Below are 25,714 nucleotides of genomic sequence, written 5' to 3' on the forward strand. Positions count from 1 at the left end.
CATGACCACCCGCCCCCGCCTGCAGTGCAAAGTGCTTGATGAGCGCTTACACGACCACATGCCGCACTACGCCACTGATGGCTCTGCGGGCATGGATCTGCGGGCGCTGCTCGATGAGCCGCTAACACTCAATCCTGGCGAATGCCAACTCGTACGAACGGGGCTTGCCATCTATATTGAAGACCCAAGCCTTGCTGGCATGATTCTTCCCCGCTCGGGCCTGGGCCATAAACACGGCATTGTATTGGGCAATCTGGTAGGCCTGATTGATTCGGACTACCAGGGTGAGCTGATGATTTCGGTGTGGAACCGTGGCCAAAGCGCTTTTACACTGTCGCCTTTTGAGCGGCTAGCCCAGTATGTTCTCGTGCCGGTGGTGCAAGCAGAACTCTCTATTGTTGATGCCTTTACCGACTCCACCCGAGGCGGCGGCGGATTTGGCAGCACTGGCCGTCATTAATACGGGTCGGCATTAACACTGTCCGTCATTAACAAGGCTCGGGCGAACGTTACGCACTGACAGGAGTAGCCAATGGATGTACCTGCTTCGATTTTTCGTGCCTATGATATCCGCGGCATTGTCGATAACACGCTGAGCGAATCCACCGCAGAGTGGATTGGCCGTGCGATTGGTTCAGAAGCGGCCGCCCGGGGTGAGCAGTGTGTCATCGTTGCCAGAGACGGCCGCTTATCCGGCGAGCGTCTGCAAGCCGCCCTGATTCGAGGCTTAACAGCCGCTGGGCGCGACGTTATTGATATCGGCATGGTGCCCACTCCTGCTCTCTACTTTGCCACCCACGTGATGCCTGAGAGCTGCTCTGGCGTCATGGTGACCGGCAGCCATAACCCACCCGACTACAATGGTTTCAAAATTGTTCTGGCAGGTGAAACATTATCAGGCGACGCTATTACCGCGCTGTATGAACGCATTCACACCAATGAACTCACCAGCGGCCAAGGCAGCGTTCATCAATACGACATCCGGCACGCATACCTTACCCGTATTTTGGAAGATGTTAGCGTCAAGCACCCTATCAAAGCCGTTGTAGACTGCGGTAATGGCGTAGCCGGTGAGCTAGGCCCCGAGCTAATCAAGCAGCTGGGGGTTGAAACAACGGTCTTGTTTGGTGAGATTGACGGCCATTTTCCTAACCACCATCCTGACCCCGGCAAACCTGAAAACCTGCAAGACCTGATCAAGAGTGTTCAGACAACCGGCGCGGATATCGGGCTTGCCTTTGACGGTGATGGCGACCGAGTTGCCGTTGTTACACCGCGCGGCCGCATCATCTACGCTGACCACCTCCTGATGGCCTTTGCGACCGATATGCTTTCGCGTAACCCAGGCGCCAAGGTGATCTATGATATTAAATGTACAGGTAACCTTGCCCGGGTCATTAGCGAAGCGGGCGGCGAGCCAGAAATGTGGCGTACCGGCCATTCGCTGATTAAAGCGCGCATGAAGGAAACCAACGCTCTGCTGGGCGGGGAAATGAGCGGCCATATTTTCTTCAAAGAACGCTGGTATGGTTTTGATGACGGCCTTTATTCCGCCGCGCGCCTGCTGGAAATTCTGGCGCTTTATAACGAAGATGCAGACGACTTTTTTGACCGCTTTCCTCAAGATCCAAGCACGCCAGAAATTAATATAATCGTTAGTGATGACGAAAAATTTGGCCTGATCGAAGCACTTGCCCGTGAAGGTGACTTCGGCGAAGGTATTAAAACCACGTTGGATGGCATTCGCGTTGATTACCCCGATGGCTGGGGCCTATGTCGCGCATCCAACACGACACCTGCCTTGGTGATGCGCTTTGAAGGGAAAAGTGCCGTGGCACTAATGCGTATACGGGAACGCTTTGTCAACGCGTTAGCTCGTGTGGCACCGGCGCTCAAAATTCCCGAAATGCCGGCTTAACCGCGCACTCGTTATATGCAGCACGATAACAATACTTATTAGCCACGTATCATCTGGATAAAAGAAAACAGCAAGCAAGGGACAACACGATGAATTCAGCCAGTCGCGACCCGCAGGTCGTTGTGGAGGTGCTTTCCGAAGCACTCCCCTATATTCAGCAGTTCTCCGGCAAAACCGTTGTGGTCAAGTACGGCGGCAATGCGATGACTGAAGACACGCTTATCAACTCTTTCGCACGTGATATCGTGCTAATGAAAGAAGTTGGCATTAATCCCGTGGTGGTTCATGGCGGCGGCCCACAAATTGGCAGCCTGCTTGAAAAGCTTAATATCGAATCGCGCTTTGTGAACGGGATGCGCGTGACCGACTCCCAGACCATGGACGTGGTTGAAATGGTGCTGGGCGGACTGGTGAACAAAAGCATCGTCAACCTGATTAACCAAAGCGGTGGCAAGGCAATAGGCCTAACGGGGAAGGATGGCGCACAAATTCGTGCTCGTCAGCTCAAGGTCGAGCACCAAAGTCCCGAAATGACCGCTCCGGAAATTATCGATATTGGGCATGTGGGAGAAGTCGAGTCCATTTCAACAGACCTGATCGAAATGCTCGCTGCCCGCGACTTCATTCCAGTGATCGCGCCCATCGGCGTTGACGATGAAGGCCATAGCTACAACATTAACGCCGACTTGGTGGCGGGTAAATTAGCCGAGGCGTTAAACGCTGAAAAGCTAATGCTACTGACCAACGTCGCCGGGCTCATGAATGCTGAAGGCGAGGTGTTAACCGGGCTAAGCACGCTTCAAGTGGACACCCTGATTGCCGACGGCACCATTTATGGCGGCATGCTGCCCAAAATACGCTGTGCGCTTGATGCCGTTAAAAATGGCGTTAACAGTGCGCATATTATCGACGGTCGTGTTCCTCATGCAGTGTTGTTGGAGATTTTCACCAACGCTGGCGTAGGTACGCTTATTACTGACGCGAGCTAACTGCAACGGAGGGCTAACGTCATGAGTGACGACCGTAAACCTCGCCGTCGCGAGCAGATTCTTCAAGCACTCGCGTTAATGCTGGAAGAAGATAGTGGAAAGCGTATTACCACGGCCGCCCTTGCACGCCAGGTCGGCGTTTCCGAGGCGGCGCTGTACCGCCACTTTCCCAGCAAAGCGCGAATGTTTGAGGGCTTAATCGATTTTATTGAAGAGAGCATTTTTGCGCGCATAACACGTATTTTAGAAGAGGTACCCGACGCCATCCCCCGCTGCGGCACTATTCTGGCGCTACTACTGGGCTTTGCCGAAAAGAACCCAGGGCTTGCCCGCGTGATGGGCGGCGACGTGCTGACCGGCGAAACAGCCCGCCTGCGCCAGCGAGTTCATCAGCTATTTGAGCGTTTGGAACTACAGCTCAAGCAGATTATCCGTGAGGCCGAACTGCGCGAAGGACGCCGCGCCAGCATTCCGGCCTCAGCGGCCGCTAACCTGCTCGCCGCCCAAGCGGAAGGGCGCATTTCTCAATACGTGCGCAGCGACTTTAAACGCCTGCCCACTGAGTACTGGGAAGATCAGTGGACGCTTCTTTCAAGACAGCTACTACTCGAAGCGCCCCAACCCGCTTAACAGCATCAAGCTGGTCAACAGGGACGTTGACTCCCCCTCACCAACATGCTTACCCCAACCATCCCGCCAAAGGAAGGCGCTTTTGAATATTACCCATCTTGAGCACACTATTATCGCGCTGACCTTTCAAGGCTTGCTATGGCCATTTGTTGGCCGCTGGGTGGCGGGTTCTTTGATAGTGGCCGTCTTTTTAGGCCGCGAGATGGCCCAGCATGAATATGCGGGTGGCGGGCCCAACGAGGTGTGGTACCTCTATGGTTTATTCAATCACTGGACGCTGGACTCGTTTTTGGACGTTGCAGCGCCAGCAGCAGCCTGCTGCTTTATCGCGTTAATAATGCCTGGTGGCGGGCTGTGGAAATATTTCAGAGCACGGCGTTAAAAATCACTCCATACGCATAAAACAGCCATAAAAAAACCGGCACTCTAATTGATAGAGGCCGGTTTTTGGCTATGAACAGCTAACTACGTAGACTTACGCCGCGATAGCATCGCCCATTTTTTGGCGCAGCTTTTTCATCGCGTTTTTCTCAAGCTGGCGAATGCGTTCAGCGCTAACGCCGTACACATCGGCCAAATCATGCAGAGTCGCTTTGTTATCGGTCAGCCAGCGGCGCTGCAAAATGTCCCGCGAACGCTCATCCAGACCTTTTAAAGCAAGCTGCAGACGGCGCGTTGAGTCTTCCTCAAAATCACTGTCTTCAAGCTTAGTCGCCGGGTCAGCAGAGGCGTCATCCAAAAAGTAAGCGGGCGCCTGATACGTGCTTTCTTCGTCATCGCTCGGTGAGGCATCATAGCCTGCATCATAAGCGGAAAGGCGGCCTTCCATATCCCGCACAACTTCCGGCTTAACGTCGAGGTCTTTAGCGATGGCATCCACTTCATCGTTGTTCAACCAGGCAAGGCGTTTCTTGGCGCTGCGCAGGTTAAAAAACAGCTTACGCTGGGCTTTCGTCGTGGCGATTTTAACAATCCGCCAGTTACGCAGTACAAATTCGTGTATCTCAGCCTTGATCCAATGAACCGCAAACGATACCAGGCGTACACCCTGGTTAGGATCAAAACGCTTTACGGCTTTCATCAAGCCGACGTTACCTTCCTGAATCAAGTCTGCCTGGGGCAACCCATAGCCTGAATAACTGCGAGCAATATGCACAACAAAGCGCAAGTGTGAGAGAACCAAGCGGCGCGCAGCTTCTAAATCAGCTTCATCATAAAGACGAAAAGCAAGTTCGCGCTCTTCCTCAACACTCAGCACCGAAATGCCGTTAACCGCTCGAATGTAGCCGCCCAAGTCGTGACCTGGAGAAAGCTGTCCCACCGGTAGAAGACTAGTGCTCATGTGCAGGTGGTCTCCCTTATCATCTATCGTGATTGACGTACGTCTTTGAAATTACGTCCGTACGCCTCAATTAACAATTAAGACCTTGCCTAAGCGGCAAAGTTCACTTGTTTCTGCTGCCTGTTTTGCCGAAATGTGCCATCGATTTACTTCATCAACCAGCGCTACTCAACCGCCAGATTGCGTTGGTGCTAACGACTTGCGATGGCACTAGCCAGAGTAATAAAACATTATTACCGTTCGCAGACAGCGCCATGCACGCTTAGCGGGGGCGGATACTGGAAAGATGACGGGTCACTGCCAGCCAAGCGCCCAACCAACCTAATAGTGTACTGCAGGATAGCAAAATTGTAGAGCCTGTGATATCCAGCTGCGGCAATGAGAAGCTTGCACCATAGCTAGCCGCTAATGCGGCGACCGGCAGCGACAGCCAGTGATTTCCCAAGCCCAGCAAACCCAGCGACAATATACCGCCCCCAAGACCATACCACGCCCCGCTGTATAAAAACGGGCGACGTACAAAAGCGTGCGTGGCACCAATCAGCATGACCACCTCGATTTCGCGGCGTCGGCTTTCAACGGCCAAACGAATCGTATTACCGACCACCAAGAGCACCCCTAATCCAAACAGCAGACCTAGCGCTAACGCAACGCGTCGGCCAAGCGCAGCCAAATGGCGTAAGCGCTCCACCCAGGCCAAATCCACCCGAACCTCATCAACGCCTGTCAGAGATGCTAACGTAACAGACAGTTGCTCCATTGATGCCAGCTCCACACTTTGTGGACGCACCACAATACTAGCGGGAAGCGGATTAGCATCAAGTCCCGCCAGCGCATCGTCCAGCCCCAGCGACTCCTGAAACTCGACCATGCCCTGCTCGGCACTGATCAAGCGCGTCTCTAGCACCGCCTGCTCAGCGCTTACCGCTTCATCAATTCGCGCCGCTTGAGCCGGGTCAACGGTTGTTTCTAAATACACCGTGAGGGTCGCGCTCTCATCCAGCTCGGCATCCAGCAATCGAGCACTATCCAGCGTCAGCCATAGCGCAGCCGGAAGCACAAGGGCAATGGCAATCGCAAGCATTGTCAGCAGACTGCCGACGGGGTGGCGCAACAGCCGATAAAAGCTGTCCCAACTCATCGCCCGATGGTGGCGCCCCCAGGCACGTAAACGGCTTGAAAAACGCGTTTGCTGCGAATTGGCTCCGCGCCGCTTGGGAGGTGGAGCTTCCTGACGCTGGGTAGATACTTTGCGCCCCGCTTTCGGTGCAGCGCCTTTTGCGCGACGCGGTGTTGCCGATGGTTTCATACTGCGCCCTCATCAGCCACTAAGCGCCCATCACGCAAGCGCAAAATACGGTGGCGCAAGCGAGCAATCAACGCGAGGTCGTGACTTGCGATCATTACCGTGGTGCCGATGCGATTGAAGTCTTCAAAAAGCGCCATGATATCGGCGGAAAGCTGGGGATCCAGGTTACCGGTTGGCTCGTCGGCAAGGAGAAGCGCGGGCTTATTAACCACCGCTCGGGCAATGCCGACACGCTGCTGCTCTCCACCGGAAAGCTCAACGGGCAGGGCCTTCTCACGGTGTAAAAGCCCCACTTTATCGAGCGCGGCGCGCACACGGCGCGCCGACTCCCGCGGCTCAATGCCTTGAATATCCAGCGGCAACGAGACGTTATGAAACACGCTTCTATCAAACAGCAGTTGGTGATCCTGAAACACCACCCCAATCTGGCGCCGATAAAAAGGCACTTGGCTTGCATGAAGCTGGGCAATATCGTGCCCCGCCACGATCACACGCCCACGGCTAGGCTTTTCAAGTCGCATAATCAGGCGCAGCAAAGAGCTTTTACCCGCGCCCGAGTGACCGGTCAAAAACACCATTTCACCGCGGGCCACACGAAAGTCCAGATGCGCCAGGGCTTCAAAGCGCCCTCCATAGCGCTTGCCGACATGCTCAAAAGCGATCATGCGCTGGCATCGTCCTCTTGGCGGTCAAACAGTGCGCTAACGAAGTCGTCTGCCTCGAAGGGGCGTAAATCGTCCAGCCCTTCGCCTACGCCGATAAAACGAATGGGCGTCTCAAGCTGTTTGGCCAAGGCAAAAATAATTCCCCCTTTGGCCGTACCGTCCAGCTTGGTTAGCGTAATCCCCGTGATGGGCACAGCTTCGTGGAATGTGCTCGCCTGCGCAATCGCGTTTTGCCCCGTACCTGCATCCAGCACCAGCATCACTTCATGCGGCGCTGTGGTATCGAGCTTTTGCATCACACGATGGACTTTCTTTAACTCTTCCATCAGATGGCTTTTGTTGTGCAAGCGACCTGCCGTATCGGCAATAAGGATATCCACGCCGCGCGCTTTGGCGGCGGCGACAGCATCATAAATGACCGAAGCGCTATCGGCGCCAGTATGTTGAGCGATGACCGGTACGCTATTGCGCTCTCCCCACACCTTAAGCTGCTCAACCGCCGCCGCCCGGAAGGTATCCCCTGCGGCCAGCATGACGCTTTTTCCCTCGCGCTGAAAACGCTGGGTCAGCTTGCCGATCGTCGTGGTTTTACCGACGCCGTTCACTCCTACTACCAAAATCACAAAGGGGCCGTCCGTTTGCTTACTCAAATCAAGCGGCGTTGCCACCTGCCCAAGCATGGCAGCCAGCTCTTCCTGAAGCGCACGATAAAGCGCCTCAGGGTTATTCAACTCTTTACGCGAGACGCGTGCTTCTAGGCGTCCAATAATCTCGCTGGTCGCTTCAATCCCCACATCCGCCATCAGCAGCTGGGTTTCCAGATCCTCTAAAAGCTCATCATCAATCTGCTTTTTTCCCAAAAACAGATCGGCGATGCCGTCGGTTAAGTTAGCGCGCGTTTTGCCCAGCCCTGATTTAATTCGCGCAAACCAGCCCTTCTTCTCGCCAGGCTTTTCTTGAAGTGCAGGCTTCTGCTCGGGCTGGATCTCAGGCTGAACGTCAGGCTCAGCCGGTTCCGGGTCAACTTCAGGCTCAGGAACCGGGCTAGTGTCGGGCTCACGCGCTGGCTTAATTTCGGGTTCAGGCGGTTCCGGCTTAACCTCGGGAGGCACAGGCGCTGGCTCAACTTCAGGCTCAGGCGGTTCCGGCTTAACCTCAGATGGAGCAGGTGCGGGCTCAACCTCAACTTCAGGCTCAGGCGGTTCTGGCTTAATTTCAGGAGGCGCAGGGGCTGGCTCAACTTCAGGTTCAGGCTCTGTCACCGGCGCGACATTTTCAACGTCGGCTAGCGGTTCCTGCGGCGGCTCGTCGAGCTGCGCATCATCATTGAGCTCCTGCGGGCGTTGCTCTTGCGGCTCCTGTTGGGAGTCGTGCTTTTTCTTACGTTTGAAAAAACCAAACATGGGAGTCATCCGACTTAAAAGGTGAACATTGTGACCATCCTACCACCGCCAACCAAGACTTTGGATAAGTAGCCCGCTACAATCCCCGATATGACACGACAACGCTCCTCTCGCCCATCCGCTTCCAAAGGCACGCCCACCCGGCAGCCTGGCAAGCTTCGTATTATCGGTGGTGACTTTCGCCGCCGCCAGCTACCTGTGCTTGACCGGCCCGGCTTACGGCCAACGCCAGACAGAGTACGTGAAACGCTGTTTAACTGGCTGGGGCAGCAGCTCTATGGCCAACATGTGCTGGACCTGTTCGCGGGCACCGGCGCACTGGGTATTGAAGCGCTTTCGCGCGGTGCCGCTCACGTTGACTTTATCGAGCGTGACAACAGCATAGCCGCCTATATTACCCAAAACCTGGCCACGCTTGGCGCAACCCGAGGCCAAGTCACTGCGTGCGATGCAAACACGTTCTTGAGCCAGCCGCCTCGCCCTTATCACCTGGTATTTCTTGACCCACCCTTTCACCAGGGGCTTGCTACGAGCTGCTGCAACGCACTGGAGACCCTTGGCTGGCTCGCGCCCGACGCCATGATTTACCTGGAAACCGAACGCTCACTAGACCCAATGCCTCCCACTAACTGGCAGTTGCACCGCGAAACCCAAGCGGGTGAAAGTACTGCCCGACTTTATCAACGCCAGACCCCGTAAACAGCGCTTGCCGATGACGCCTACGAGCGTTACGCTCGCCTGATTCAACCTGTTGGCACGCCTGTTGTTTGTTTTTATAACCTGGAGGTTTACATGAGCCTGGAACTGTTCAATCAGCTTGAGCAAAAAGTCACCGATACGGTGGAAGCGTTGGAAATGATGAAGCTGGAAAATGAAGAGCTGCGCGACGAAAACACCAAACTCAAGCAAGAGCGCGAAGAGTGGGAACGCCGCTTGAACAGCTTACTCAGCAAGTTTGAAGGGATCGCTAGCTAAACGTACGCGACATTAGCAGTGCGTCTTCACGCCCGGCGGCACCCTGTACTGCCGGGTAGTAGCCTTTACGCTGCCCATCCACCTTGAAATCAAAACGCTGATAAAGGCTAATCGCGGCCTTATTGCTCGCCCGCACCTCCAGTAGTAAACGCTCACTTTTCCACTCAGCCGCTTTTAACATCACTGCCTGCATTAACGCATGCCCCAGCCCCAAATGGCGGTGAGCAGGGTCTACACCAATGGCTTGAAGCTCAGCATCAAAGGGTAAGCGCGCTACTAGCGCATAGCCTACCAGGGCATTTTCTTGAAAATAACCCACTACGCAGGCATCTGTATCGGCTAATGCCGCATTAAGTTGGCGCTCACTCACTCCACTTTGGGCCTGAGCCTCAAGAGTTGCTAACCGTAGGCCGTCACTTGCCTGAAGCTCAGCGATCATTTTCGGGGGCTTTGAACGTTTTCCACTGTTGGCCTAATGCGGACAGCTGGGGCCAAAGGTTACGCTTGGCAGCGCCATTTTTAGCAAGATGTTCAAGTGCTACGCCCTGCCATACCGGCAGTTCCAGTGTATCGCTACGCGCTTGCTGAATATTCAAGACGCTCATGATATCAGCAGCGCCATCGTCTTCGGGTTGCTCCCCCCACCAGAGTACGCGCTCAAGCGCCCAGCCCTGCCGACTAGCGCAGCCTGACATAAACGCAGAGAGCCCTTCTCTGGCTTCTTCAAGAGGGTCTTCTGCAAAGGTATTGGCCATTAACGGCCACTTAAACAGCGTGACGCTGGACAACGCATCCGGCGCGATTCCGACGGCCTGCCAGATATTGGCAAGCAAACGCTGCGCCTGGGGCGTTATCTCACCAGGGTGCAAGCTCAACCATCGCTGCCCTATACACACGCAGGAAAGCGAAAACTGCAACGGTTTAGCCGGTGCCGCGGGCATCGAGCCAGGTACGGATTCAACGGGTACGGATTCAACGGGCAATGGTTCAGTAGGCGCCTTATCCGCTGGCGCTTGGCCGAGTAAAGCACGCACTGAAGAGGGCGCTGACGCAGGCGAGTTAACGCTCGGTGCTTTGGGCTCGCTACGCGGGGTTGGCGCGTCATCAAGCAACGCCTGGAGACGCTCACGCGGGGGCGTTTTTTCTGGCGGCGTTTCATCCCACTCGCAGGCTTCGGTCGGCAGCGCATTGGGCAGTTGATAGCGTGATGCCCAGGCGGTAATGCCCATGGCATCCAGGTAGTGGCGCCGGGTAACCTCTGGCGTCACTGGCCGCCGCCACGACAGTTGGGTGAATCAGGACGCTCGCCGCCCCTCGCCTGCCATTCAACCGGCGTATAAAGGTGCAACGCTAGCGCATGCACCGGGCCAGAAAGTTCACCGGCCAGCAGTGCATAAATCTTCTGGTGACGCTTCACCGGCATCAGGCCATCGAAAATGTCGCTAACCAGCGTTACCTTGAAGTGGGTTTCGGAGTTGGCGGGCACGTTATGCATGTGGCTTTCGTTCTCCACGCGCACGACTTCCGGCGCTAGCGCCGCTAACTTCTGTTCGATCTGTGCTTGCACCGTCATTACTGCTCTCCTCAATATTCAACATTTTTATTGTACGCGCTTACTAGCCACCAGACGATGCCCGGCGTTCAACCAGCGCACGCCGGGCAAGCGACACTCTTGAAAGGCTTGCCAGAAGCGCCAGAAACGATGTAACCGCTCCCAACCAGAGAGTTATCTGAACCTCAAACCCAAGCGCTAGTGCTGCCCCTACTATCGCCACCCCAAACGACTGACCTACCGTGCGAATCGTGCTCATCACGCCCGACACACTGGCACTGCGCTCCGGCGGAAGGCTCCCCATCATTTCGCGGTTATTGGGCGGCTGGAACAGGCCAAAACCGATACCGCATAGTGCCGTACGCCATAGGCTTTCCATGACACCCATGGTTTCATCCACCAGCGCCAGCGCGACCAGGCCGGTAACGATCAGCCCCAGGCCGGTGCTTGAAAGCACACTGGGATTGATACGGTCCGCCAGGCGACCCGCCAACGGCCCTACCAGCATGATCCCAAGCGGCCATGGGGTAAACAACCAAGCGGTCTCCAGGGGCGAAAGCCCCATTTGCTCCTGATAATAGAACGACAGCGCCACAAAGGTCAGACCCTGACCAATAAACGCAAGGCCGGAGGCGGATACCGCAAGCGTGAAGCGCTTTTCAGCAAAAATACTCAGCGGCAGCAACGGATACAGTGCTCGACGTTGGCGCATGATAAACCCCACTGCACTTGCTACGGTAAGCAGTACCCAGGCACCCACCAGGCCAAACGATGCCGCGTGCCCCACCGCGTCCATGGCCAGGAAGAAACTCGCCAGCATCAGCATGGACAACAGCGCCCCCAGAAAATCAAAACTTCCCTGGCGGGGTTTATCCCGAGGCAGTGCGCGCTTGGCAAACCATAAAGAGCACAGCCCAAGGGGCAGATTAAGTGCAAACAGCCACGGCCAGTCCGCAAAGGATAAAATAACGCCGCTCAGCGTTGGCCCTGCGGCATAACCACCCGCGACAACGAGCGCACTTAACCCTAACGCACTACCCAATAGGCGTGAGGGAAATATCGCCCGGTAAAGCGAAGGGCCAATAGAGAGCGTGGCGGCAGCGCCTAGCCCCTGCAAGGCACGAAACACCAGCAGCATTTCTAAATTACGTGACAGTGCCGCCCCCAATGCGCCCACCATAAACGTGCCTAGCCCAAACAGATAAATACGCCGTCGCGTTACCAGTTCGCTGATCCCGGCAAACACCAGCAAGAAGGCGGCACATACCACCTGAAACATGTTGGTGATCCACACCGAGCGTGCGGCAGAGGCGTTTAAGTCTGCTGCAATGGTCGGCAGCGCCAAATTAATCATGGTGGTGTCCATCACCGCCATTAGCGTGCCGGTAATCAGGGCCAATACCGCCAAGGCACGTTCCGGCCCGGGCAGGCCGTCGTCTCCAGGACGGGTTTGAAACAGTCGCATCGGTGGGGTATTCCTAAAGCGAAACGGCTAACACGTTAAAACCGGCCTAAGCCGGTTTTAACGTGCATGAGCGCAACTGCTTGAGAACAAGATGTGCGTCATGAGTTACGTCATGATGAGATAGCGCCTAACTAGTGCCGAACGTTAATCCTGGTCGCTGTCGAGCAACAACGCATCATCAACGTCTGAAATCTCAAGCGCTGTCTCATCATCCAAATCGATGGCGAGATAGCTGTGCTCAACGCTAAGAAATGTCTTGAACAGCGCCCAATCAAGCGGCTCTGGCCATTGGCGTTCATCCTCTTCCCAAGCGCGCAACTCGGTTTCGAGGATTTCTACATAGCGGTCGTGCACGAAGGTTTCGAGCGCTTCCGGGGTATCCATTTCAGGAATCAGGTAAATGGTACTTTCACGTTCGACGTCGTCCAGTGTCAGGTCGTCGTCTCCCATGGTGGGTTCCAGCGCATTGATCCAGTCCACAAAGGGCTGGGTCGGCCTGACGCTCAGAGCGGAGCGGTTTAGCAGTTTCATGGGATTCTCCTCGCCGTCGAAACGTTGACCATTATGGGCGCTAAATCGCGCCCTTACCAACTTTTAGTCTACCTCATTCAATCCAGCGTGCTACTCAGCCTCAGGGCGCATTGCCGGGAACAGCAATACATCACGTATGGACGCGCTGTCGGTAAACAGCATGACCAAACGGTCAATCCCGATGCCCTCACCGGCGGTAGGCGGCATGCCGTACTCCAGTGCACGCACGTAGTCAGCATCGTAGTACATGGCTTCCAGGTCGCCTGCATCTTTCTCGGCGGCCTGTGCGCGGAAGCGCTCGGCCTGGTCCTCGGCGTCATTCAGCTCCGAGAAGCCGTTGGCAATTTCACGCCCACCCACAAAGAACTCGAAGCGGTCGGTGACAAACGGGTTAGCATCGTTGCGGCGCGCCAGCGGGCTGACTTCAGCCGGGTATTCGGTAATAAACGTCGGCTGGTCGAGCTTGTGCTCGGCCACTTCTTCGAAAATTTCCGTTTGGACTTTCCCCAGGCCCCAGCTGTCTTTGACCTTGATACCCAGTTCCTGAGCCGTTATGCGCGCCGCTTCAAGGCTATCCAGGTCTGCATCGGTAATGCCGTCACCGTGATCCAGAATCGACTGCTTGAGCGTCAGACGCTTGAACGGCTGGCCGAAGTCGTAGCTTGCACCCTGGTACTCAAGCGTGGTGGTGCCCAGCACTTCTTCGGCTGCAGTGCGCAGCATCGCTTCGGTCATATCCATCAGGTCGTTGTAGTCGGCATACGCCCAGTAGAACTCGACCATGGTGAATTCAGGATTGTGCCGCGTCGAAAGACCTTCATTACGGAAGTTGCGGTTGATTTCGAAGACTTTCTCGAAACCACCCACCACCAAACGCTTAAGATAAAGCTCAGGCGCGATGCGCAGATACATATCCATATCCAGCGCGTTGTGGTGAGTCACAAACGGGCGCGCCGTCGCACCGCCAGGAATTGCCTGGAGCATCGGCGTTTCCACTTCCATAAAGCCACGCGTTTCAAAGAAACGGCGCATGGAGCTGATCACCGCCGCCCGCGTTTCAAACGCTTTGCGCGACTGCGGGTTCATGATCAGATCCACATAGCGCTGGCGATAGCGCGCTTCCTGATCCGTCAGGCCGTGGAATTTATCCGGCAGCGGACGCAGGCTCTTGGTCAGAAGCTGGGCATCGACCATCATCACGTACAGGTCGCCCTTGCCGGATTTATGCACCGGGCCGCGCGCCGCCACGATATCACCAATATCCCAGCCCTTGATGTCTTCAAGCACATCCGCCGGCAGGCCTTTTTTATCCACGTAAAGCTGGATCTGCCCCGCCACGTCCTGAATCACGATAAACGGGCCGCGCTGGCGCATGATACGCCCCGCCACGGATGCGTGATGATCAAGCGTTTCCAGCTCGGCTTTTTCCTTCTCGCCCAGCAGTTCCTGCAGCTCAACGGTCAGGCTATCGCGGCGAAAGTCATTCGGGAACGCACTCTTCCCTTGCTCTGCGGCCAGTTCACGACGCGCGGTGAGCTTGGCGCGGCGTTCGGCAATAAGATGATTTTCGTTTTCAGGAGAAGACGCGTCTTGGTTAGCCATGGGGCACCCTATTCATGTTCGAACGCTAAAAAGATTACAAACCCTGCTTGAGACTGGCGACGATAAACTGGTCCAGGTCGCCGTCGAGCACCTTGTCACAGTTGCTGGACTGCACGCCGGTGCGCAAATCCTTGATACGCTGGTCATCAAGCACGTAAGAGCGAATCTGGCTGCCCCAGCCGATATCGGCCTTGGAGTCTTCCGCTTCCTGCTTGGCGGCATTACGCTTTTGCATTTCATGCTCCCAGAGCCTCGCCTTTAACTGCTTCATGGCGAAGTCACGGTTGGCATGCTGGCTACGCTGGTTCTGGCAAGCCACCACAATACCGGTAGGTTCGTGGGTAATCCGCACCGCTGAGTCGGTGGTGTTAACGTGCTGACCGCCCGCACCGCTGGAGCGATACGTATCAACGCGCAGGTCCGAAGGGTTAATATCAACCTCGAAACTGTCATCAACTTCCGGGGACATGAATACCGACGCAAACGACGTATGACGACGGCCGCCGGAGTCGAACGGGCTTTTACGCACCAGCCGGTGAACACCGGTTTCAGTACGCAGCCAACCGAACGCATAGTCGCCCTGAACATGCAGCGAGGCCGACTTGATACCTGCGACTTCGCCTGCGGAAATTTCGGTTATTTCAGCCTTGAACCCGTGGCTTTCTGCCCAGCGCAGATACATGCGCAGCAGAATATTGGCCCAGTCCTGCGCTTCCGTACCGCCCGAGCCGGATTGAATATCCAGGTAGGCGTTATTTTCATCCATTTCGCCGGAGAACATGCGACGAAATTCGAGCTTTTCAAGCGCGACCTGAAGGCCATCAAGCTCTTGGCGCACTTCTTCAACCGTGTCCTCATCCTCTTCCATCTCGGCGAGTTCCAGAAGGTCGCGGCTGTCGCCAAGGCCTTGGTCCAGTTCGTCGATGGTTGCCACAATGGCTTCCAGGGAAGAGCGCTCTTTACCCAGTTTTTGTGCGTAGTCCGGGTCGTTCCAGACATTCGGGTCTTCGAGCTCGCGAGAGACTTCTTCTAGCCGATCTTTACGCTCGGCATAGTCAAAGATACCCCCTAAGAACGTCTGTCCGCTCAGACAGGTCCTTGATCTGGTTATGTATCGGGTTGGTTTCCAACATGGATCGCCCTGGCCTTGGTCAATATGACATGGTTCAAAAGAAAGACGCGCCGCTGTGGCGTCTTGGCTTGATGATTCCAAGCCAGCACCACAGCGGCGAAATTCTGAAAACCCATTGTAACGAAACCTGGCGTTTCTCGCATCCACTCGCCATGACGACGAATGCCTGAACCCGGCGAGTGCCGGGTTCAGGAGTAGAGCGACCGATTTAACACGTGCGAAACGTATTTCATTAAGATACCTGAAGCATGGGCTTAAAAACGATAGGTCAACTGAGCACCAAAGCCGTGGGCTTCGTTTTTATAGTCGGCGGAGTAAGTGGATGTAATGGGCGGCGTCTTCCTGCCTGCCACAGTGAAGCTATCCGTCTTTGTTTGGTCCACTTGGGTTGAACGCTCGGTCAGGTAGGAGTAGGCAAAATCAAGCGTTAAATCAGGCGTGGGACTCCAACCAGCGCCAAGTGAGAAAATGCGTCGATCATCGGAAGGAATACGTACGCTGCGTGTCGCATCCTGCGTGGGCGTAAAGTCCAGCGCCAATCCTGCTCGCAACGCCAGCTCAGGCGTTAACTGATACTCACCGCCAGTGGCGAATGCCCATGCATTGGAATAATTTTGCTGCTCGTCAGTAAGCTTTCCACGTTCAGCGCCATTAACCAGGATTTGATCAAAGCGGCTCCAGCGCGCCCAGGAAGCGCCAAACATGAGTTTGAGATTGTCACTCATTTGCTGGGTTACTGAAAAATTGACCGTTTCAGGCGTGGTCAAATCCAACGCAGCAGTATCCGTTATGGTCCCTAGGCCTATCTGATCAAGTTCAGGTGAACTTGCGGAGAAACTACCCTCCAAATTGAAGTCCACTTTTGAACGATACGTTAACCCAAACGTGGTTTCGGGCACTGGCTGATAAATCACCCCCAGGTTATATCCCCATGCGTCGTCGTCGCCCTCAACGCGTGAATCCAACTCAGTGGTTATCAACTCTCCGCTGGGCGCCTGTCCAACAACGGTGGGCACCTGACGGTGCAGTTCGCCATCAACGCGGTTATAGGTAATGCCCAAGCCCACACCCCACTGCTCGTTAAAACGATAGGAGACCGTGGGTTGAGCCGTCATCACTTTGACTTCGGTATAGTTACCCTGATTACGCCCTTGGAAACCATCTTCGTACTCAGTTTTTGAGCCAAAAGGTGCATATAAACCAAAACCAAAGGCTAACTGGTCATTGACTGGCTGGGCGTAAAAGGCAAAAGGCACTAGCGTACCGGGTACCATATCACCGTCATTGGATCCTGATATCTCCGTCGAGCCACCTGCCCCAGCAACGCTTTGAGAGGCACTAACGTTACTAATATCTGTATTCGCATTAAGGTAAGTGCCCCCCACCGTGAACTGCGCACGGTCCAGAAACGACATACCTGCCGGGTTACCGTACACAATGGTGGCATCGTGTACGTTAGAGCTGCGCCCTGCATGGCTGTAGCCTTGGCCACTAACGCTTTGCTCGTTAATTTGATAACCGCCAGCGTGTGCCTGGCTTGCGAAGACAGCTGCCGAAACCGCAGCTGCTAGAGTGAGCTTATTAAATTTATTATACATGGTTGGCCTCTTGTCCCGATGATCCTGTGGATGGCGACATCCGCTGGTACTGTTTTTATAGCGTAGGCATACACTTCAGTTTTCGCCCAATGTGGCCTTTGGTTCAAGGGCAAACGAGCGTTTTATTTTGTTTTTCGCTCATACATTAGTCGTACGACCGTTTTAAATCATTGTTTTGTTCGTTTTAAGCCCTTTTTAGCGAATTATAGAACAGCCCTTCTTGACCTGCGTGTTACCCATAGGTTTTACACTACGTGTATTCCCACCGTTTACTAACAGCGGACAAAAACGTAAGGAGTGCGCGATGAAAGTCGGCGAGCTTGCCAAACAGGGCGGTGTAACGGCAGAGACAGTGCGCCACTACACCCGCGAAGGCTTACTTCTCCCGAGCCGCCATCCCGATAACGGCTATCAGCTTTTCTCAAGCACCGACCTTGAGCGGCTGCACTTTATTCAGCGAGCACGCAAACTGGGGTTTAGCGTAGCGGAGATACGCGACATTCTCCTGCATGCCGACCAGGGAGACTCACCCTGCCCGCTGGTGCGCGACCTGCTGGCCAGCCGCCTGCCGCAGATCCGTACACGGATTGCCGAACTTGAAGCGCTGGCCCAGCGCATGGAGCAGGCGCTGGGAAGCTGGGAGCATATGCCTGACGGCACACCCGATGGGCATAGCGTGTGCCGCCTTATTGAAAGCTTTCCCGACGACCCCTCTTCCAGGGAGGCCTTATGAACGACACAACCTCTTCACGTCATACGGTTTTCCGTACGGTAGGTGGCATGAGCTGCCAGGGCTGCGTTAAGCGGATGCGCGAGGCGATTCAGGCAGAAGACCCAGCGGCTGAGGTAGTGGGCACCCCGGCTGAAAAACGCCTTGAAGTGACCACCTGTTTGGACGATCGCCGCCTGAACGCCACATTGGAGAAAGCCGGCTATCCGGCCAGCAGCGAACCCGCCTCGCCGGTAGCGCTTGAATCCCCCCCAGAAACAGTTGATATACCGGCCACGGCTGGACCCAACATACGCTTGGCAATTAGCGGCATGACCTGCGCCAGTTGCGTTAAAAGCGTTCAGGATGCGCTGAAAAATACACAAGGGGTGGATGCCGCCAGCGTTAACTTCGCGACCCACACCGCCCAAGTGATGGGCAGCGCCGATACGCAAGCCCTTATCAACGCGGTCGCCTCAGCGGGCTACACGGCAGAGCCGATTGTGGACATGCGTGAAGCCGAGCGCGTTCGCGCCGAGCAGGACGCCACTCTGTACCGCCAGCGGCTGCGGGGCAGTGCCATCGCGCTGGCATTGGCCATTCCACTGATGCTGAGCATGTTTATCTATCATCCCCACGTTATGGGCCTGGGCCGCATTTATTGGCTGGTGATTGGTGTCTTAACCCTGGGTGTGCTCGCGTTTCCAGGGCGCCACTTCTTTGTAAATGCGTGGAAGAACCTCAAACGCCATCAGGCCAATATGGATACGCTGGTAGCGATGGGTACGGGCACCGCTTGGCTCTACTCCATGGCGGTGGTGCTGTTTGCACCCTGGTTGCCTGAAATAGCCCAGGGAATCTACTTTGAAGCCTCGGCGATGGTGGTTGGGCTTATCCTGCTGGGTAACGCCATGGAGCTTCGCGCCCGTGGGCGTACCAGCAACGCGCTAAAGCGCCTGCTTGATTTGCAAAGCCGCACGGCGCGCGTCATTCGCGACGGCCAGGAACAGGAAATAGACGTGGATGAGGTTCGTGAAGGCGACCAACTCCGCGTGCGCCCCGGCGAGCGCTTACCCGTTGATGGCGAAGTCACCGAAGGCCAGAGCCATATTGATGAGTCTATGCTTACCGGTGAGCCGTTGGCTGTCAGTAAGCAATCCGGGGATGACGTCAGTGCAGGCACGGTCAATGGCCAGGGCGGGCTGGTGTATCGCGCAACTCGTGTGGGCCGTGATACCCGGCTTGGGCAAATCACCGAGCAGGTTGCCAGCGCCCAGAATTCGCGCCCGCCAATTGGTGAGCTGGCGGATAAAGTATCGAGCATCTTCGTGCCGTCCGTCATCATTATTGCCGTACTGGCCGCACTTGCTTGGTTTAACGTCGGCCCTGAGCCACGCGTGATTCATATGCTGGTGGCAGCCACGACCGTGCTGATTATTGCCTGCCCCTGCGCACTGGGCCTTGCTACCCCCATTTCCACCATGATTGGCGTGGGCAAGGCCGCCGAACAGGGCGTGCTGGTAAGAAGCGGCGAAGCGCTACAAACCGCCAGCAAATTGACCACGCTGGTGGTCGATAAAACCGGCACGCTCACCGAAGGCAAACCCAGTGTCACCGATGCACAGCTGTTTGGCATGGATAAAACCACTGTGCTGGGCTTGGTTTATGGCCTGGAGCGCGGTTCTGAGCATCCGCTGGCAACAGCCCTTATCGCTTACGCGGATGCGCAGGGCGCCGCGCCTACTGAGATTCAAGGATTTGAAAGTGTTACGGGTGGTGGCGTAAAAGCCGAAACCCACGATGGAAAAGCGCTGCTGTTGGGCAATGCGCGCCTGCTTGAGGCTGCCGGAGTTGATCTTTCATCTGCCCAGCAAGCGGTTAACACGCTACAACACAAGGCGCGTACGCTGGTATATCTGGCAGTGGATAATCAGCTAGCGGCGCTCTTCGGGATTAGCGACCCACTACGTCACGATGCCGTCGCGGCCGTTAAGCGCTTGCAGCAGGATGGACTGAACGTGGTCATGCTGACCGGCGATAACCAGCATAGCGCCGCGGCGATTGCCCGCGAAGTAGGCATTACAACGTTCAAAGCGGGCCTGACACCCGAGGACAAGCACGCTGAGATTGAGCGCTTACAGCAGGCAGGCGAAATCGTCGGCATGGTGGGCGACGGTATTAACGATGCCCCGGCGCTGGCGCGCGCTAACGTCGGCTTTGCGATTGGCCAGGGGACGGATATCGCCATGGAAAGCGCGGGGATCACCCTCATGCGTGGATCACTTCACGGCGTGGCTTCAGCGATTGAAATCAGCCGCACCACGCTTGCCAACATCAAGCAGAACCTGGTGGGCGCCTTTGGCTATAACGTGCTGTGCATCCCGATTGCGGCAGGCTTGCTCTACCCGGTAACCGGCATGCTGCTTTCACCGATTATCGCCGGGGTCGCCATGTCGCTCTCCTCCATCACCGTGGTGAGTAACGCCAATCGCCTACGATTCTGGAAGCCCGCTCAACAGGAGGTCTCATGAGCTTTTTGGTTAACGCGGCAGGCCTGGGGCTCATTGCCCTGGTCGTCTGGTGGTTCTGGCTTAGCTAGACGCTAACTCACGCCGATGTATCGCCCGGGCTTATGGTTAAGGGCGATAATCAAGTTCAACGTCAACGCTCCCAGCACCGAGTAGCCAACGCGGTCTAACGGTAGCTGGGTAAGCGCTACCAGCAAAATCATCCCATCAATGCCTAGCTGCACATAGCCCGCCCGCAGGCCGTGGCGGTCCTGCAGGTAGAGCGCCAGAATATTGATGCCGCCCAGGCTCGTGCGGTGGCGAAACAGCATCAGCATGCCAATGCCCATCAATGCCCCGCCCATGAGTGCGGCGTAGAGGGAAGGCACGCTTTCAAACTGCACCCAGCCCTGGGTTAGTTCAGAAAACAGCGATACCAGGCCAATGGCTATAAACGTACGCAGCGTAAAGCTCCACCCCATACGCTTGATCGCCAAGTAGTAAAACGGCAGATTGATGGCAAAAAACCACAGCCCAAACCCCCACTGCGTCACGTAATTAAGCAGCAGCGCCAAGCCCGCAGTGCTGCCAGTTAGCAGCACCGCTTGGGTATAAAAGGTAACGCCCAAGGCAACGAAGAACGTGCCCAGCAGCATCGCCATTACATCCTCATAGAGGCGGTGCGGGTCCTTGGGTAAATCGTCCACGCGCATTTTTAAACGCCCTTATGAAGTGTGCTGGGGTGATGAACAGGGTTAATGAACCGGGTTGATGAAAGCGTTTTAAACTGCGCTTGCGTGCTCAACCATCAACTGCAACGACTCCCGCCCCCGCCAGCGGTTACGATTAAGCTTGTAAGCGCAGTGCAGCGTGTCGCCGATGGCGAACGCGGGCAGCTCACCTGGTGTTAAGGCACGAAACCAGATTGCTTTACAGGTGATGGCGCCCATGGAGAGCTCAAGCATCAAGTGCGCGCCATCGGCACCCACCGGGCGCAGCGCTTCGACGATAAAACGCCCTTCAAAAAGCGGTGCGTCAAATTCACGCCCATAGGGGCCCAGCGCGTCGATCTCCTCAAGTGTCGCCAGCGAAAGCTGCGCAGTAGAAAGCTCGCCGTCCGTCCATAGCCTGGGATAGAGCGAACGCCCCTCCAACTGTTCCGCCACGGCTTTGAGAAACGCCTGTTTAAACACGTCCAACTGCTCGCGGGGAACGCCCACTCCTGCGGCACCGCTGTGCCCACCAAAGCGTGGCAGCGCTTCTGGGGCCAGCTCAAAGGTACGCTGCAGTGCATCGCGCAGGTGCAAACCATCGATTGAGCGCCCTGAACCAGTAAGCATATTGGGTGCCGCCGCCTGCGTCAGCACCAGCGCAGGGCGCCCGTAAGACTGCACCAGCCGGGAGGCCACGATGCCTTGAACGCCGGGGTGGCCATCCTCCAGGAACACCACCACGGCGGGTTCATCGGCTAACAGTGCACTGGCGGCCAGCGCCCGTGCCTCTTCGGCCATATCAGCTTCAATCGCCTTACGCGACTGGTTATCCTGGTCCAGCACTTCCAACTGACGGTTAGCGACGGCGTCACTCTCGGCCAGCATGAAATGTAGTGCGGCGTAAGGGTCATCCAGCCGCGAGCGCGCGTTAATCCGCGGGCCCATCTGAAAGGCCAGCGTTTCGGCATTGAACGGCACGCTGTCCGCACCCAGGCGTGCCGCCATGGCGCGCCAGCAGGCGGCGTCCATGCGGTTGATCAGGGTCAAGCCGTAGCTCACCACGGCGCGGTTGGCGGGGCTTCCGCCCAGCGACACGCAGTCCGCCACGGTGCCCAGTGCCACATAGGAGAGCCACGGCGAAAGCTTGGGCGTGGCCTCAGGCAATGCCCCCCACTCCACCAATACGCCACGTGCCAACGACATCAACAGCCACGCCACCATGCACCCGGCGATGGTTTTATCCGGATAAGTGCAATCGTCACGGGTGGGATTTACGCAGGCGTAGGCCGAAGTGGGCGGGCCTTCCAACGGCAGCGCGTGGTGATCACTGACCACCACGTCAATGCCTGCCGCTTTGAGTCGCGCAATACGCGGCTCGTCGCTACTTCCGCAGTCGGCAGTAATCACCAGGGTCGGGAATGGCTTAAGCGCCAGCGTGCGCTCAACCAACGGCAAGCTGATCCCGTAGCCATCGTGGATACGGTGGCCAATCAAGCTATGCAGCTTGTGCTCGGGCACACCAAACAGCTCAACCAGCGTGCGGCGAATAACCACGTGGGAGGTAATCCCATCCACATCGTAATCGGTCAGAATCCCGATGGATTCACCCTCCGCAACCGCCTGAGCAATACGTTCGGCGGCACGGCGCCCATCGGCGAGCTTTTCCGGGTGAGCCAGATAGCGCAGGCTAGGCGTTACCAGCGGGGCAAGCTCGCCCTGATAGCCGGGCAGCCGTGAGGCGAGAAGGCGCGCCTGAAGCTCGCTCAAGCCTTGTGCCTGGGCACGGGCGTAGACAGCCTCGTCCAGCGGACGAGGCTCCAACATTAGCTGCGTGGTGTGCTGAGGTGTAACAGGCGGATTGGCATCTGGCAAAGCAGTCATCATGTGTTAACGACGGTTATCCGCCACAAACTGCTGCACGGCGCTCAGCTCTGCAGGCAATACCGTGTAGCGCTCTTCACGCTCCAGCAAATCATCCATATGCGTGGGCAGCGGTACGCCCTGGAAACCTGCTTTCACTACGGCTTCAGCAAACTTGGCCGGGTGCGCGGTGGCAAGCGTTATCATCGGTGTTGATTGATCGGCGCGCACACGCTCAGCGGCGCGGTAGCCCGTAGCGGTGTGCGGGTCGAGCATTTCACCAGTACGGTGATGCGCTTCGCGAATGACGTCCAGAATGGTCGCATCGTCCACACTAAAACTTGAGAACTTCTCACGCAGCTTGGCAAGCGGCGCATCGGCAAGTGCGGTGGGCTCTTGCTGAAAGCGCTCCAGCAGTGCCGCCACGGCGGCGCCATCACGCTCATAAGCATCAAACAGAAGACGCTCGAAGTTAGACGACACCACGATATCCATGGAAGGCGCGAGCGTTGCCTCAAGCTCCTTCTTGGAGAAGTCGTTGGCGGCCAGCGTACGGTGCAGAATGTCGTTGGAGTTGGTGGCAATGATGAACTGCTTGACCGGCAGCCCCATTTTGTACGCCATGTAGCCCGCAAACACGTTGCCAAAATTGGCCGACGGCACGCAGAAGCTGACCTCGCGATGCGGAGCACCCAGCGCCACACTCGCCGCTACGTAGTAAACGATCTGAGCCATGATGCGCGCCCAGTTGATCGAATTGACCGCCACCAGGCGCGTGCCGTTCAGAAAGTCCTGATTGGCAAAGCTTGCCTTGACCATGGCTTGAGCATCATCAAAGTTGCCTTCGATAGCAATATTGAAGACGTTATCGGCCAGCACCGAGGTCATCTGGCGGCGCTGCACTTCGGACACCCGCTGGTGCGGGTGCAGAATAAAGATATCCAGGTTGTCGCAGTGGCGGCAGCCTTCAATCGCCGCCGACCCGGTATCGCCCGAGGTGGCACCCATGATCACCGCACGTTCGCCGCGCTTTTTCAAAAAGTGATCCAACAGGCGGCCAAGCAGCTGTAGCGCGACGTCTTTAAATGCCAGCGTCGGGCCATGGAACTGCTCAAGCAGGAAGTGATTGGCGTCGAGCTGCTTTAACGGCACCACCGCATCGTGGCTGAAGGTGGCATACGCGTCGGTCACGATCGTGCGGAAAGTGTCGTCATCAATCTCGCCGTTCACAAACGGCTTCATGACGCGAAAGGCAATCTCGGCGTAAGAGAGCCCGGCCATATCGGCCAGCGCTTCTTTCGAGAGGGTGGGCAGTTCTTCCGGCACGTAAAGGCCGCCGTCGCTGGCCATACCGGTTAGTACGACTTCTTCAAAGGAGAGCGCGGGCGCCTGCCCACGCGTACTGATATAGCGCATAGTGGGTTACTCCCCTTCGCTCAGGCTTTCCACGCGGATGCGTGTCACCGGTCCGGCGATATCAGCCATCGCTTCGATTTCACGAATTGCTTCGTTCATCTGCTTCTCTTTGGTGCGGTGCGTCAGCAGAATAATCGGCACCAGTTCGCCTTCGGTTGCCTCTTTCTGGATCAGCGCCTCAATAGAGATGCCCTGCTCCGAAAGGATGGTGGCTACGCGCGCCAGTACACCAGGGCGGTCCACCGCCAACAGGCGCAGATAATACGCCGTAATGATATCTTCCATCGGCATAATCGGCAGTTGGCTGACATCTTCATCAATACCGCTGAACGCCAAATAGGGCACGCGATAGTGGTGGGCAGTTGTAATATCACGAGCCACATCCAACACATCAGCAACCACGGCGGAAGCCGTTGGTTCAGCACCCGCACCGGCACCGTAGTAAAGCGTAGGGCCTACCGCGTCACCCATGATGGCAATGGCATTTTTGACGCCATGCACATTGGCTAGCAAACGCTCTTTGGGGATCAACGTGGGGTGAACGCGTAGCTCAAGCCCCTGGTCGGTACGCTTGGAAATACCCAAGTGCTTAATAACGTATCCCAGGTTATCGGCCTGCTCGACATCTTCAGCGGTAATCCGTGAAATACCTTCGGTGAAGGCTCTTTCAAACTGAAGCGGCACGCCGTAGGCAATCGAGGCCAGAATGGTCAGCTTGTGCGCCGCATCGATACCTTCCACGTCAAACGTGGGGTCGGCTTCGGCGTAACCCAGTGCCTGCGCTTCGGCAAGTACGTCTTCAAAGGCTCGGCCTTCGTCACGCATGTGCGTCAGAATAAAGTTGCCGGTGCCGTTAATGATGCCGGCCACCCACTCAATGCGGTTGGCACCCAAGCCTTCACGCAGCGATTTGATAACCGGAATACCGCCTGCAACGGCGGCTTCAAAGGCGACAATAACGCCCTTTTCATGGGCGGCTTTGAAGATCTCGTTACCATGAACAGCAATCAACGCCTTGTTGGCAGTAACCACGTGTTTGCCATTGGCAATCGCAGTGAGTACCAATTCACGCGCCATGTCATAGCCGCCAATCAGCTCGACCAGCACATCAACGTTAGGGTTAGTTGCCACCTCGAAAACATCGGTGGTTGCATTAATACCGGTAATATCGCAGTCGGGGTGAATACTACGGTGAGCCACCTGCTCAATCACAATAGGACGGCCTGCACGACGTGCAATATCATCAGCGTTGCGCGTCAATACATTGAACGTGCCGCCGCCAACCGTGCCTAGCCCACAAATGCCTACTCTTACCGGTTTCAAAATACATCCCCTTTCGTGGTGGGCGCCCTTGGCGCCTGGTCTTAAATTCAGTGTCTCAGCGTCACCGCTCGTTAA

General features: G+C 56.3%; 26 protein-coding genes. 10 read left to right on the forward strand and 16 right to left on the reverse strand.

Annotated elements, in window-relative coordinates; genetic code table 11:
• The first annotated feature begins 1 nt into the window (after window position 1).
• The 5 genes from dut to ACT3RU_RS06005 all read left to right on the forward strand — a co-directional run bounded on the left by dut (window position 2) and on the right by ACT3RU_RS06005 (window position 3,919).
• A complete protein-coding gene (gene dut, locus ACT3RU_RS05985; protein ID WP_087110037.1) occupies window positions 2–460 on the forward strand; it encodes a dUTP diphosphatase in 459 nt (152 codons plus the stop codon).
• Window positions 461–532: 72 nt separating this feature from the next.
• On the forward strand, window positions 533–1,918 hold the full coding sequence (locus ACT3RU_RS05990; RefSeq protein WP_192527202.1) for a phosphomannomutase/phosphoglucomutase: 1,386 nt from the start codon (window positions 533–535) through the stop codon (window positions 1,916–1,918).
• A gap of 89 nt (window positions 1,919–2,007) precedes the next feature.
• Window positions 2,008–2,907, forward strand: a complete 900-nt coding sequence (gene argB / locus ACT3RU_RS05995; protein ID WP_087110041.1) for an acetylglutamate kinase — start codon at window positions 2,008–2,010, stop codon at window positions 2,905–2,907.
• A 21-nt stretch (window positions 2,908–2,928) separates the two neighbouring features.
• Window positions 2,929–3,537 carry a nucleoid occlusion factor SlmA gene (gene slmA, locus ACT3RU_RS06000; protein WP_087110043.1) on the forward strand — a complete coding sequence of 203 codons (609 nt, stop codon included), beginning with the start codon at window positions 2,929–2,931 and terminating at the stop codon, window positions 3,535–3,537.
• Window positions 3,538–3,619: 82 nt separating this feature from the next.
• On the forward strand, window positions 3,620–3,919 hold the full coding sequence (locus tag ACT3RU_RS06005) for a hypothetical protein (protein ID WP_192527203.1): 300 nt from the start codon (window positions 3,620–3,622) through the stop codon (window positions 3,917–3,919).
• 93 nt (window positions 3,920–4,012) lie between these two features.
• On the opposite strand, the gene rpoH is transcribed toward ACT3RU_RS06005, so the two are convergent.
• The 4 genes from rpoH to ftsY form a co-directional block, all read right to left on the reverse strand.
• Window positions 4,013–4,879, reverse strand: a complete 867-nt coding sequence (rpoH, locus tag ACT3RU_RS06010; protein ID WP_087110047.1) for an RNA polymerase sigma factor RpoH — start codon at window positions 4,877–4,879, stop codon at window positions 4,013–4,015.
• Between the two features lie 262 nt (window positions 4,880–5,141).
• Window positions 5,142–6,188 carry a permease-like cell division protein FtsX gene (gene ftsX / locus ACT3RU_RS06015; protein WP_192527204.1) on the reverse strand — a complete coding sequence of 349 codons (1,047 nt, stop codon included), beginning with the start codon at window positions 6,186–6,188 and terminating at the stop codon, window positions 5,142–5,144.
• Window positions 6,185–6,853 carry a cell division ATP-binding protein FtsE gene (gene ftsE / locus ACT3RU_RS06020; protein WP_087110053.1) on the reverse strand — a complete coding sequence of 223 codons (669 nt, stop codon included), beginning with the start codon at window positions 6,851–6,853 and terminating at the stop codon, window positions 6,185–6,187. The genes ftsX and ftsE overlap by 4 nt, the downstream gene beginning before the upstream one ends.
• Window positions 6,850–8,256, reverse strand: a complete 1,407-nt coding sequence (gene ftsY / locus ACT3RU_RS06025; protein ID WP_192527205.1) for a signal recognition particle-docking protein FtsY — start codon at window positions 8,254–8,256, stop codon at window positions 6,850–6,852. Before ftsY ends, ftsE begins: the two co-directional genes overlap by 4 nt.
• 90 nt (window positions 8,257–8,346) lie before the next feature.
• On the opposite strand from ftsY, the gene rsmD reads away from it, so the two are divergent.
• Complete coding sequence (gene rsmD / locus ACT3RU_RS06030) at window positions 8,347–8,955, forward strand: 16S rRNA (guanine(966)-N(2))-methyltransferase RsmD (protein ID WP_192527206.1); 609 nt, start codon at window positions 8,347–8,349, stop codon at window positions 8,953–8,955.
• Window positions 8,956–9,048: 93 nt separating this feature from the next.
• Complete coding sequence (gene zapB, locus ACT3RU_RS06035) at window positions 9,049–9,231, forward strand: cell division protein ZapB (RefSeq protein WP_087110059.1); 183 nt, start codon at window positions 9,049–9,051, stop codon at window positions 9,229–9,231.
• On the opposite strand, the gene rimI is transcribed toward zapB, so the two are convergent.
• From rimI to prfB, 7 genes are all read right to left on the reverse strand, one after another.
• Complete coding sequence (rimI, locus tag ACT3RU_RS06040; protein ID WP_192527207.1) at window positions 9,224–9,670, reverse strand: ribosomal protein S18-alanine N-acetyltransferase; 447 nt, start codon at window positions 9,668–9,670, stop codon at window positions 9,224–9,226. The genes zapB and rimI overlap by 8 nt on opposite strands.
• Window positions 9,660–10,499, reverse strand: coding sequence for a hypothetical protein (locus ACT3RU_RS06045; protein ID WP_192527208.1), 840 nt, complete (start codon window positions 10,497–10,499; stop codon window positions 9,660–9,662). The genes rimI and ACT3RU_RS06045 overlap by 11 nt, the downstream gene beginning before the upstream one ends.
• A complete protein-coding gene (locus ACT3RU_RS06050) occupies window positions 10,496–10,804 on the reverse strand; it encodes a BolA family protein (RefSeq protein WP_087110065.1) in 309 nt (102 codons plus the stop codon). Before ACT3RU_RS06050 ends, ACT3RU_RS06045 begins: the two co-directional genes overlap by 4 nt.
• Window positions 10,805–10,847: 43 nt before the next feature.
• The gene (locus ACT3RU_RS06055) at window positions 10,848–12,248 is read right to left on the reverse strand and encodes an MFS transporter (RefSeq protein WP_192527209.1); all 1,401 of its coding nucleotides are present in this window, start codon (window positions 12,246–12,248) and stop codon (window positions 10,848–10,850) included.
• A 144-nt stretch (window positions 12,249–12,392) separates the two neighbouring features.
• Window positions 12,393–12,779 (reverse strand): hypothetical protein, encoded by a 387-nt coding sequence (locus ACT3RU_RS06060; RefSeq protein ID WP_087110069.1) that lies wholly within the window; start codon window positions 12,777–12,779, stop codon window positions 12,393–12,395.
• Window positions 12,780–12,869: 90 nt separating this feature from the next.
• Window positions 12,870–14,381, reverse strand: coding sequence for a lysine--tRNA ligase (lysS, locus tag ACT3RU_RS06065; RefSeq protein WP_192527210.1), 1,512 nt, complete (start codon window positions 14,379–14,381; stop codon window positions 12,870–12,872).
• Window positions 14,382–14,415: 34 nt separating this feature from the next.
• Window positions 14,416–15,514 (reverse strand): peptide chain release factor 2 gene (prfB, locus tag ACT3RU_RS06070; protein WP_172118525.1). Its coding sequence is split into 2 segments (ribosomal slippage): window positions 14,416–15,438 and window positions 15,440–15,514, totalling 1,098 coding nucleotides; the frame shifts between segments, so codons are not numbered across the junction.
• On the opposite strand from prfB, the gene ACT3RU_RS06075 reads away from it, so the two are divergent.
• Window positions 15,513–15,683, forward strand: a complete 171-nt coding sequence (locus ACT3RU_RS06075) for a hypothetical protein (RefSeq protein ID WP_192527211.1) — start codon at window positions 15,513–15,515, stop codon at window positions 15,681–15,683. The two genes, prfB and ACT3RU_RS06075, sit on opposite strands and share 2 nt — an antisense overlap.
• A gap of 84 nt (window positions 15,684–15,767) precedes the next feature.
• Here ACT3RU_RS06075 and ACT3RU_RS06080 read toward each other — a convergent pair whose 3' ends face one another.
• On the reverse strand, window positions 15,768–17,111 hold the full coding sequence (locus tag ACT3RU_RS06080; RefSeq protein ID WP_192527212.1) for an OmpP1/FadL family transporter: 1,344 nt from the start codon (window positions 17,109–17,111) through the stop codon (window positions 15,768–15,770).
• 304 nt (window positions 17,112–17,415) lie between these two features.
• Here ACT3RU_RS06080 and ACT3RU_RS06085 point away from each other — a divergent pair, with 304 nt between their 5' ends.
• Window positions 17,416–17,844: a MerR family transcriptional regulator gene (locus tag ACT3RU_RS06085; protein WP_192527213.1), complete on the forward strand. Its 429-nt coding sequence runs from the start codon at window positions 17,416–17,418 to the stop codon at window positions 17,842–17,844.
• Window positions 17,841–20,351 (forward strand): heavy metal translocating P-type ATPase, encoded by a 2,511-nt coding sequence (locus ACT3RU_RS06090; RefSeq protein WP_192527214.1) that lies wholly within the window; start codon window positions 17,841–17,843, stop codon window positions 20,349–20,351. Before ACT3RU_RS06085 ends, ACT3RU_RS06090 begins: the two co-directional genes overlap by 4 nt.
• 71 nt (window positions 20,352–20,422) lie before the next feature.
• Here ACT3RU_RS06090 and ACT3RU_RS06095 read toward each other — a convergent pair whose 3' ends face one another.
• The 4 genes from ACT3RU_RS06095 to ACT3RU_RS06110 all read right to left on the reverse strand — a co-directional run bounded on the left by ACT3RU_RS06095 (window position 20,423) and on the right by ACT3RU_RS06110 (window position 25,639).
• The gene (locus ACT3RU_RS06095) at window positions 20,423–21,040 is read right to left on the reverse strand and encodes a YitT family protein (protein WP_192527215.1); all 618 of its coding nucleotides are present in this window, start codon (window positions 21,038–21,040) and stop codon (window positions 20,423–20,425) included.
• Window positions 21,041–21,109: 69 nt separating this feature from the next.
• Window positions 21,110–22,864, reverse strand: coding sequence for a single-stranded-DNA-specific exonuclease RecJ (locus tag ACT3RU_RS06100; protein WP_192527245.1), 1,755 nt, complete (start codon window positions 22,862–22,864; stop codon window positions 21,110–21,112).
• Window positions 22,865–22,927: 63 nt separating this feature from the next.
• The gene (gene thrC / locus ACT3RU_RS06105) at window positions 22,928–24,316 is read right to left on the reverse strand and encodes a threonine synthase (RefSeq protein WP_192527216.1); all 1,389 of its coding nucleotides are present in this window, start codon (window positions 24,314–24,316) and stop codon (window positions 22,928–22,930) included.
• A 6-nt stretch (window positions 24,317–24,322) separates the two neighbouring features.
• On the reverse strand, window positions 24,323–25,639 hold the full coding sequence (locus ACT3RU_RS06110) for a homoserine dehydrogenase (protein WP_172118532.1): 1,317 nt from the start codon (window positions 25,637–25,639) through the stop codon (window positions 24,323–24,325).
• Window positions 25,640–25,714: the final 75 nt, after the last annotated feature.

This window comes from Halomonas sp. TP35 (assembly GCF_052375975.1).
Classification (GTDB): Bacteria; Pseudomonadota; Gammaproteobacteria; order Pseudomonadales; family Halomonadaceae; genus Vreelandella; species Vreelandella citrativorans.